Here is a 9,857-nt window from a genome sequence, read left to right on the forward strand (position 1 = left end):
TAGGACGCGTTTGGCCCCCTTGGTGAGCACCGGCGTCACGTCAAATGCTTCGATGAGCGCACCGCGAGGCTTATTGCACGTGATCACCGTACAAGGTCCCAGGTATGGCGCCAAATCGACCTCATCTATGGAGGGAGCAGTTTGGCTGAAATGACTTGGAGCATCAGCATGAGCGCCGAGGTGTACCGTGGTGCTCAGACTAGAGAGGGTTAAATTAGCCCCGGCCGCCATATCCAGCTGGACCTGGCGGTTAAACCCGATGTCACCTGGCCAAACAGCTAGACGCGGGCTGATAGACGGAGAAATATCAATTAAGGGTTTACCAGGCACGCAACTCCCCCATCCGTGAGTGCAATATTTAGCTGACCTTCGTATGCTGCCTTTGACGGCATGCATGCAGCTGGGATTCGAGTACTCTAAGTGAAATCGCAAAATCCTTAATGAACAGTGCGAGCGCGGCTATCAGGAGTAGGACGCTCAGTGAAAATAGAGTCGGCACGACGACCGGCAAATAAAGATCAAATACTAGACTGCCAAAGATCACAAAAATCGTGAGGGCCACGCAAAAAATACTAGCTGAGTTGAGTAATATGGTGCGCTGGAGCAGCTTGGCCCGTCTGTGAAGCACGCGAAGCTCATCCCAGTCTAGAGCCTCGTTATCCATGATGGCTCTAGCACGGTCGATGACGCGGCCAAAACGCACTGACATCGAGGCTAAGAGCGTGCCTGCACCCATGATGAGAAATACAGGCGCGACCGCATTTTGCATAGCATGGGCGACGTCTAAAACCGATTGAAACAAGATGAACCACTCCTAATCACGCCGACTTTTGAAACACATCGATGCCGTAGATACAAGTTAATTCGCGTTCAATTGCGTGCATATAGCGGCTAGTGACGTCGATTAACGACTGATGCCTCATCGTTTCTGGGCGATGGCGGAAGTAGCGAGCTACGGCAAGACCGCCCTTGGCCAGTCCCGTAGAAAGATGGGTCGCTAGGTTGCTGGCAGCCGCAAGGGGCGTTGAGTCGATGTGAGATTTCCGCGACTCGGCATAAGACGGTGTATCGGAGAGGGAGACAAAATCTGCACATCCCGGGTTTTGCGCTAGGTAATCGTAAAGATCTGAGCAAACGTAGTGAACCTCGCTGGAATCGATCCCTAGCTGTATGGCTTCATAGAGGGTCGCGCTACATTCGAGTGGCAGCCCGTCAAGGTCAGGCAGTTGGCCCTGCATGAGGATACGCAAAAAGAAGTTTTCCCGAGCTGGACATACGTCCAGTGTCTTGGCCAAACGTTCTCTGAAATAGCGATAATCGCTGCGAGCCAGGTTGAGGCTGGGGAGCTGGCTGCCATAAAGCATGCGATTGAACACGTACGATTGACCAATCAGGGCGATGGCTAATTGCCAGCGCCAATGCGGAAACTTGGTTTTCAGATAGCCGCGCTGCTCATCCAGTGACTGACAATTCATGATGGCCATGGCTTTAGGACCTATCACTTTACCCGCCAATGATGCCAGCTTCCTAAAAGCCCTCTCCCAGCGTCCGAGGTAGATGATTGGCTGCCAACCGTTGTGATTGAAAATCGCGCCTAAGCCCTCTTGAGCGGCGCGCGATAGCTGTAACTGGTAGAATAGCGATCGGCGTCGCTGCCAGCCGATATCTGTGGCGCTGTAGCCGAAAAAATCGCGGAAATCGCTCAGCGTCAGCGATCTTGCTGCCGCAATTCTGAGTTCGGTTAATTGGAGCTGCGCCGGTGATACGTCAACACATACCACGCGACGCGGATTTTTTGCAAAAAGAGGCAGCACTCTGGCCCCGCTGCCGGCAACAACAACGACGTTTGCTGTTGCCGGGGGGAGGATGCTTAGTTCCACCGACGAGTCCTCGTTAGCGAGGCTATAGTTGAGGGTCGAAAAATAGTCCAAGTGCAGCCCCCTCCGCAAAGATTCCTGGCCGCTCCAGACCACGACTTGCTTGGCATAAAGTTCTAAATGGGACGGATTTATCTTGTAATACGAGAGTGTAGCACAGAGTTAACAGTGCAGAAAATCTTTACACTAACTTAATTGGCAAACAAAGGTTCTTTGTGGAATGAATTCAGGTGGGTGCTTATGATAGCACCTGATGATCCAAATGATTTTGCGCTTTCTCAAGGACGAGACGCCATGAAGCATTCTGGTTTAGCACTACTGAGTTTACTTTCCCTGGCGGCTACAGCTCAGGCTCAGCCGCAAAGGTCAATCAATAGCGCCCGTATTATCGGCGGTTCTCAAGATCTTGAGCACCACTTCGTAGTCGGCTTAATCGAGGAGGGTCAGCGCGGTCCTTTTTGCGGAGCCACGGTTATAGAGCCAGGACTAGCAGTCACCGCCGGTCACTGCGTAAAGATGCGTAGTCGCGATCTTTGGCTTGTCGGATCCGACGACTGGTCACAGCATCACTTTGAAGCAGCGCGCGTTAAAGTGAGTGAAATTGAGATTCATCCCGACTTTCTCCGCGGTGATCATGGGGCCGATATCGCTTTAATAAAATACGAGCCTACATTTCTGGCCGACGCTGATGTCGGGGTGCAATTAACGCCGATTAAGGTCGATCAGCCAGCCGTTCTTCCTGAATTCGCTCAGGTAATCGGGTGGGGGAGTCGCAGTTCTTATGGCAATCTGCCGCCAAGCACGGCGCAAGTAGCGACCGTGCCCCTCATTGCTGATGAGCTTTGTAAAAGTCTTGGCGGGCGTTACAGCCGTCTTAGTTCCAAACAATTATGCGCTGGTTATCTCCAAAATGGTGGGATTGATAGTTGTCACGGCGATTCTGGTGGTCCTCTTTTTGTTTCGGATAGCTCTGGCATGGCTAGTCTCATTGGTGTCGTCAGCTGGGGTGAGAGTTGTGCTCAAGTTGGCCACCCTGGAGTTTATACACGCGTAGCTGCGTTTTTAGATTGGATCAACGCAGCCAAAGTAAGACGCCCCAATGGCACAATAGATCCAGCCTCTAATGCCATGAGTGAGCTGATCAATCGACGTTGCTACCACAAGCTGCATGGCAAGTTGAAGGAGGCTCAAGGCAATCATGTCCTGAACCTATTCACCCACGCGGTTTCGATAGGTCATATCAGCGCTTTGGATACGGCGACAGAGCCTCTGCTCCGTGAGCCCCTCTGTGTCGTCGATACCTCAGCAGGACGCTATGAACTTTATGCTGATACTGTCGATCTCCAGCATCCCGAGCGCCAATTAGCAACGTTGCTGGAATTAGGTACGGGTCGCAAATTTCACGTAGCGATCAACAATGCACTTCGGGCCCAGCTGGCGTGTCAGCATGTTGCACCGACGAACGGTGATCCCATGCTGATAGCCGACGACGATAGGATCATGGTTCGCTGGCACGGTGATTTTTACGAAGGTACGCCACAGATGTCAGTACATAACAACAGAGATTCAACTGCAATTGCTACGACCGGCGGGGGATGCAACGTTGGCCCCTTTGGGGTTAATGTCCTTGCCGGTGGGGCAGTAGTCTCTAATGATGCGCTTGAAGTAGTCATCACTGTACCGAATTTGACCAGCGGCCCAACGTCGATGACGCTTACGCGAGTCAAGCGCACGCCATTTATGGAGTTGAGCTTTCTCAAGGCGGACGATCATTCCGGTTTCCTTGAATTGCACAATCCAACTGAGGCGGATTTGCTCAATTGGCGTCTAGACTGTGACCATCATCTCAAATTTGAGTCCCTAAGTTCATGGCCTGCAGGACGCGACTTTGAGGAGGTCGGTCAATTGAGCCATGAATATAGCACTAGCGCGCTTGCGTGGTCGAAAGTGCCGCGCGGCGCAACTTTGAGATTCGCCTACCGTAGCGAAAGTCCGCTCGGACACGGCGCCAAAATTCGGTGCACGATCAACGGTATTCCCATGACAGTTAGGGAGAAAGCCCTCTAAGCACCACCGCCAGGTGAACAGCCTGCACATTGGCTTGGCGTTAAACAGTGTCTATAACCTGGACGTTGGAGTGCCTTTGTAGGCACACAGATTTATTGGCAAAATCGAGTCTCGGACCCTGGCATAGTGCATGCAGACAGGTTGGTATGTCGCCGGACAAATTTTCCTGGCCCATCCTGGCCATCGTATAGAGGTATCACATGCACACAAAGTCTCTTAAGGTGAGTCCTAAAACCTGGTTGATCGCTATCCTGCTCGGTATGACAGCGTTTGCCTCCGGCTGCAGTACGACAGGTCACTCCGGCGGCATGGGTGGTTTTCTGAACGCTCGTGGTAACTGCTTCGTGACCGTAGGCGGCACTCCATGGTGCCGCTAATTGGCCGTTCTTAAGGCGTAGGCGTGAGTATGACATCGGGAGCCGTGTCGCTGGCGCTGCGGGCGTTAGACTCACCCACCGTCACGGTCGTCGTTGCGTTTTGATAGCCGGGGCATACGACCGCTAGGTCGTAGGAGCCGGGCGGCAGATAGTCGACGGTATAGGTGCCATCTGTGCCCGACCATATGACTAGGTTTGAACCTAGGGTTTTACTGTGGATCCAGCACGTGCTGATGCCGTTTTGGTCGACAGAACTCAGCACCCTGAAATTGACTGCCTTAGTATACTGAAGCTTTTGATCGCCGATATTTAGGTTGGAGCTCAGTGCGACTGATTTAGTCGCGCCAAAGCGTGCGTCAGCCAGATCCCAGTCGGCTGATGTTTTTCCCGGCTTCGGCTGGGTGTACCACATGATGAGACGCCGCTCCGTCGCAAGCAAGGCTTGATCACGCGGCATGGTGATAGATAGGCGAAAAGCCCCAGTACTATCTGTCACGGTGTCTTGATCGGCAAAGCCCTCCACAAACACGTTTGCCCCAACTAATGCTTGTCCAGGAGTGATGCCCCGAGCATCGGTTACACTATCGCCAAGTAGCAAGCGACCTGTTATGAGTACGGTCATGTCACCTGTGGGACCAGCATAAACATCCCTGAAGGACGAGCAAGAATCATGAAAATTCATCTTGTGCGTATCAGTGATACTGATATTACTCGTAACGGTATCAATAGGAATGCGCCAGACATGATCTGTAGTCGGGGCGTCGCAACTTTGGTTGCCGTTGACATCGGCGTAGTAGTCAAGGAAGTAGCGATGTCCATCGACTAGGGCTTTTTCTTTGGTGAGCGTAAATTTGCCAGAAGCAATGCCCACGTCCGCTATAAAAAGGCGCGCGTCAAGATCGCGATCGATCAGAGCTACCTTTAATGGGTGACTATCGTGCGGAGTAAACTGGACGCCAGAAAAGACGAGATCTCGCGAAACCACATTTGTGGCGGCACTCGAAGCGGTCGGTCTATCGAGCTTGTTGCATGCTATGGGTGCAGTTAAGGCCACCGAAGTTAAAATGAGTTTGTACATGACACCCTCCTCTGCCGTCAGTTGTCGACACTTCATCGAACTTCTTGAGGTTCAGGGAGTTAGGAGCTTTGTGGTTCCATTTGGTAAAGTCAATCAATTCACAACAAAGTTAGAGCCCATAGGCTACTTATACCCACGAGTAGGCTCGCCGATTCTACCAGACGATATTTCTCGGGATGACGGCGCCAGTACATCAGAGCTGCCAGTAAGATAACCGCAGCAGGTGCACTGAGATAGACGGTGCGCATGGAGACGCTACCAACTACGGTGACGAAGCCGCAGGCTACGAGGAGGTAGCTCGTCAACCTTGGGCCGTAAACCTGCAAATAAGTTCCCGCACCTGCCACCGTGAAGGGGCTGAGCTTACGGGAAATCTCATAGGCCATCGAACCACCAAGGTTGGCCAAGATAAACCCAGCCATCAGCACTGGACTTAATTCCACAGTGCGCGGCACGGCAAGAAGTGGCAGTAGGTAGAGCGGGACTATCAGCAACTGATGAACCAATGCATAAACAATGGGCGACCTAGCTAGTCTTTCGCCGACAAAAAACTCTCGCTCCATCAAGAGCAAGTACAGGGTCGCACCGAGGCCCATGATGGCAGCCCAGGTAGCCTGCAGATAGGCAAGCGAAAAAGCAATCGTGGTCATGGCTACCGTCAGGGTGTGAATACCAAGGCGCATGTCACCCACAGTGAGTAGTCCCCGAGGTAGTGGGCGCGTTGGATTAACCACACAGTCCTTCTCGTAGTCCTTACATTCGTCCATGATACGCGCGAGCACTAAACCTGCGGCGACAAAAACAAAAGAAAGTGCAGCTAAAAGGTAGTTGCGAGTTTCACCATGAGGTGTGAAACCACCGAACACGGGACCGGCGGCTATCAGGCCGATACCTATGAGGTTACTACGTTCGCCGGTAAAAACCTGCCATCGCTTCAGTGCACGCGGTGGACATACCGTCGCTGCCCTGTCGATTTGGTCCAAGTTACGGTGGTCGTAGCGTATCGTTGTTTCCACAACTCCTGATATCTCTGGTAGTTCAGACATGAGCTTAGTCCTGTCCTTTGGACAACTCTCAGTGAATAGAAGTTTAGCACCACTGCGAGTTGCTTTGACAAAGGCTTTGGTGTGTCCTAGCCCCTGGTACGCTCTTTGTTCTAATTGGAACTGACCAGACGGCATGGAAGTGTCTCCCCCGAAGTACCAGCCATCATTTTTGACATCGATGAGGTCACTCGTTAGATGCCAGGCGTATCCAGTGTTCTCGTCGGGCGTAGGTGTTATCCCACGACTTGGGTCAATGAGCGCTTCAGCACATACATTCGGTCCAGACACCCATAAACCTTCATCTGTGAGGCAAGTCTTCAGGAATGGTAAGGGTTCACCGAGATACCGCAATTTCAATTCCCCGAGCTCTCTTGCTTTAGTCGCCGCCGTGCGCGCGTCTACAATGGCAATGGGATCCGCCTCGCGACATCCGTATACATGGGTTATTGTAGCGGCTGGCCAGCGATTGCATATCTGATCCACTAATGTAATGTCGACACAGGATCCGCCGATATAAATTGCCGCTAGACTTTCAAATCCTTGGACATCAGCTATACGTTTAAAAAATGAGGCATTAGCAGTGAGGGTTTTTGGCTGCGCTTTGGCGGCGAATCGTGCTGCTGCCCGTAGCTCCCGTGGGCATGCCGCTTGCCCCACTGTGATGGTGCCGCGACCGCTAAAAAGATGAAGCATGCCAATTTCTGGAAATATCGTTAGGTCAGGGGCGTCGTAGGCATCACGGCAACCACCCTCAGTCAGGAGATCGACGAGATCAAGGGTGAATTTGTGCGTCCTGATGACTCCCTTGGGTCGCCCCTTGGTTCCTGACGTGAGCGTGATTGAGGCGCAAGTATCGGGCGCCACGTCGACGATTCGGAATTTGCTGCCATCGCTAGAAGGATGAGACTCCAGCGTCAGTCGATGCTGAATGGTTGTCACATCGTCCAACATATAAAGAGGAGACCTGTGCTTAGTCGATGTTATAAGAATGCTGGGACTTGCTGCTGACACCGCGTAGCTGACCCTGGAGTTGCATAAATCGGGATCTATGGCCATGAGTCGACCGCCTAGTCCGATGACCGCTAGGCTCACTGCATAGACCGACGCATTAGCTGGTGCCACGACTAGCAACGTGTCACCAGCCTTGAACCCATGAGCCTCCAGGTGCTTCTGCCAACCCGCAGCGTTAATAAACAATTGATCGAAAGTGATGCTCCCGTGGTGATAATCCCATACCGCAAGCTGCGCGGGCTTGCGCTCCCGCCAACGCGTGATTCTCTCGATACAGTTCATGGGTCTGCCTCAGTTGGTCGTGATTACTTTGACATCATAACCTAACTATCGGTCATTGAGACTAGCGGCAGTTGACGATCCGCTTTTTGCTCAGTCCGCCACGGCGGGCCTGCAGCAGGGCAAACCGCATGAAATCCATTTCAGCCACTGCGTGCGCATCCGTCGCTAAGACGAAATCGACTGGATGGCGCGCAGTAGCCTCTATCAGTCGGTCGTTGAGATCGAGCCTTTCTGGTTGTCCGTTAATCTCAAGAGCTACTCCGTAATCGGCAGCCGCCTTGGCAATTTGGTCCATGTCGAGCGAAAGTTCTGGGCGCCTGCCGATGAGCCGCCCCGTTGGGTGCGCAAGCGCATGAATCACGCCGGACTTCAGGGATCTGACGATCCGCTTGGTCATCGCTACCCTGCTTTGGTTACGGTTGTAGTGCACGGCTGCTACGACCCAGTCCGCGGCTTTGAGCATGGTAGTGCTGATGTCCAATGATCCATCGTCCAAGATGTCGACTTCTATGCCTTTCAAAAGCCGCAACTTAGGGTAGAGCGCGCCTAATCTATCAATCTCGGACCATTGCGTAGCAAGCCGTTCTTGAGAGAGGCCGTGAGCGACTGTAACGCGTTGAGAGTGATCCGTAATTGCCAGGCACTTGTAGCCGAGGTGCATGGCCCGTTCTGCCAGATCAGCGATAGTGCTTTTGCCGTCTGATGCAATCGTATGGGTGTGATAGTCACCGCGTATGTCTCGTAACTCGACCAGTGCGGGGAGGTGATGTTTCGCGGCTAAATGGATTTCACCGCGCGATTCCCTAAGTTCGGGTGGGATGGGATCGAGCCCTAAGGCGTTGTATACCTCATGCTCCGTCGCCCCGGCGATGCGGACACCGTCCCGGAAGAGACCGTACTCATTTAATTTAAGTCCTTGCGCGAGTGCGAAGCGGCGCAGTTCGATATTGTGCGCCTTAGATCCTGTAAAATAGAGGAGGGCAGCACCTGCCTCACTGGGCGATACAACACGTATATCAATCTGACGTCCAGTCTGAAGACGCAGCGAAATCTTAGTAGGTCCATGCGTCAGAATGACAGCTTTGGGATCGAAAGTCAGTAGCTGCTCCAAAATACTTGCTGCTGTAGAGCCCGTTGCTACAAAATCCAAATCGCCTATGGTTTCAGTGCCGCGTCTGAGGCTGCCAGCGACCTTTATGTCGAGCCCTTTCATTGAGGAAAGATAGTCGCAGATACTTTGGGAAAGCGCGTCAGCCTCGTTGATGAGCATACGACCTGAACTAAGACCTCGCAGTTCGAGGGCACGGGCTAAGGACGCAGCGGATTTGGCGCCAAAGCCTTTGACGGTCTGGATCCGACCCGTTTTAATCGCAGCTTCCAAGTCCTGGATCGATGCAATATGAAGGGTGTTCGTCAGCAGCATAGCCTTTTTGGGCCCAATGCCGGGTAGCTGCATCAACTCCCTTACGCTGGGCGCGACATGACGGCGCAGTTCGCTCAGCACTTTGAAAGTACCATGTTTCACAATCTCAGTAATTTTGCTGGCAAGATCCTTACCGATTCCAGGCAGGTCGTCTAGATTAAATGCGGGGCTAGTGAGCAATGTTTCAAGGGGATCTTCAAGCGAACGAATGGTCCTTGCCGCATTACGGTAGGCACGCACTCTGAACGGATTGGCATTAGTCAGAGCCAGTAAATCGGCCGTCTCATCAAGTTGGCTTGCCACAGTCGTATTAGCGCCCAGCATCCCAATTCACCTTGGTCAGTTGCAAATCTGAGAGTCACTAAACGTGAATTGCGTCATATAACGCATGGCGTCGACTCCCCAGTACTTGAAGCAACATTTAAGCCATGGTCATTAATTTGCAGTGTATTTGGTACAGGAGGGCTGGGTATGTCTCACGCAAACGTTACCGATCTGACCAAGTACACATCAAGATATGAAATGAGTGATCTGTGTGCGGCGATCAATCAATACGAAGGTGCCGAAACGTCACGCGCGATTACGCACATCGAAACCCATATATCGCATGTATTTTTGACCGAAGCATTTGCGTATAAAATCAAGAAACCTGTGTGTTTCGAATTTTTGGACTATACGACGAGCGAGATGCGGCGT

Annotated in this window: 8 protein-coding genes; 2 read left to right on the plus strand and 6 right to left on the minus strand. The window is 52.4% G+C overall.

Going from position 1 to position 9,857, the window contains the following annotated elements; all coding sequences use genetic code 11:
* The 3 genes from FJ146_18250 to FJ146_18260 form a co-directional block, all read right to left on the minus strand.
* On the minus strand, window positions 1–396 hold a 396-nt coding region (locus FJ146_18250; protein MBM4253913.1), incomplete at its 3' end, for a hypothetical protein.
* Window positions 359–802: a DUF2721 domain-containing protein gene (locus FJ146_18255; protein ID MBM4253914.1), complete on the minus strand. Its 444-nt coding sequence runs from the start codon at window positions 800–802 to the stop codon at window positions 359–361. The genes FJ146_18255 and FJ146_18250, both read right to left, overlap by 38 nt.
* A 16-nt stretch (window positions 803–818) precedes the next feature.
* Window positions 819–2,012 carry a DUF3419 family protein gene (locus tag FJ146_18260; GenBank protein MBM4253915.1) on the minus strand — a complete coding sequence of 398 codons (1,194 nt, stop codon included), beginning with the start codon at window positions 2,010–2,012 and terminating at the stop codon, window positions 819–821.
* A 105-nt stretch (window positions 2,013–2,117) separates the two neighbouring features.
* Here FJ146_18260 and FJ146_18265 point away from each other — a divergent pair, with 105 nt between their 5' ends.
* Window positions 2,118–3,944, plus strand: a complete 1,827-nt coding sequence (locus tag FJ146_18265) for a serine protease (protein MBM4253916.1) — start codon at window positions 2,118–2,120, stop codon at window positions 3,942–3,944.
* A gap of 387 nt (window positions 3,945–4,331) precedes the next feature.
* On the opposite strand, the gene FJ146_18270 is transcribed toward FJ146_18265, so the two are convergent.
* From FJ146_18270 to polX, 3 genes are all read right to left on the minus strand, one after another.
* Complete coding sequence (locus FJ146_18270) at window positions 4,332–5,435, minus strand: hypothetical protein (protein MBM4253917.1); 1,104 nt, start codon at window positions 5,433–5,435, stop codon at window positions 4,332–4,334.
* A 62-nt stretch (window positions 5,436–5,497) separates the two neighbouring features.
* The gene (locus FJ146_18275; GenBank protein ID MBM4253918.1) at window positions 5,498–7,738 is read right to left on the minus strand and encodes an AMP-binding protein; all 2,241 of its coding nucleotides are present in this window, start codon (window positions 7,736–7,738) and stop codon (window positions 5,498–5,500) included.
* Window positions 7,739–7,799: 61 nt separating this feature from the next.
* Window positions 7,800–9,485, minus strand: coding sequence for a DNA polymerase/3'-5' exonuclease PolX (gene polX, locus FJ146_18280; GenBank protein ID MBM4253919.1), 1,686 nt, complete (start codon window positions 9,483–9,485; stop codon window positions 7,800–7,802).
* Window positions 9,486–9,632: 147 nt separating this feature from the next.
* Between polX and FJ146_18285 the strand changes: the two genes are divergently transcribed.
* Window positions 9,633–9,857: hypothetical protein (locus tag FJ146_18285; GenBank protein ID MBM4253920.1), on the plus strand; the 225-nt coding region annotated here is incomplete at its 3' end.

The organism is Deltaproteobacteria bacterium, from assembly GCA_016874735.1.
In the GTDB taxonomy this organism is placed as follows: domain Bacteria; phylum Bdellovibrionota_B; class Oligoflexia; order Oligoflexales; family CAIYRB01; genus CAIYRB01.

Bases quoted from the DNA above. Each gene is read 5' to 3' on its own strand.
- FJ146_18265 (MBM4253916.1), top strand. From the start codon at position 2,118: ATGATAGCACCTGATGATCCAAATGATTTTGCGCTTTCTCAAGGACGA.
- FJ146_18270 (MBM4253917.1), bottom strand. From the start codon at position 5,435: ATGAAGTGTCGACAACTGACGGCAGAGGAGGGTGTCATGTACAAACTC.
- FJ146_18275 (MBM4253918.1), bottom strand. From the start codon at position 7,738: ATGAACTGTATCGAGAGAATCACGCGTTGGCGGGAGCGCAAGCCCGCG.
- polX (MBM4253919.1), bottom strand. From the start codon at position 9,485: ATGCTGGGCGCTAATACGACTGTGGCAAGCCAACTTGATGAGACGGCC.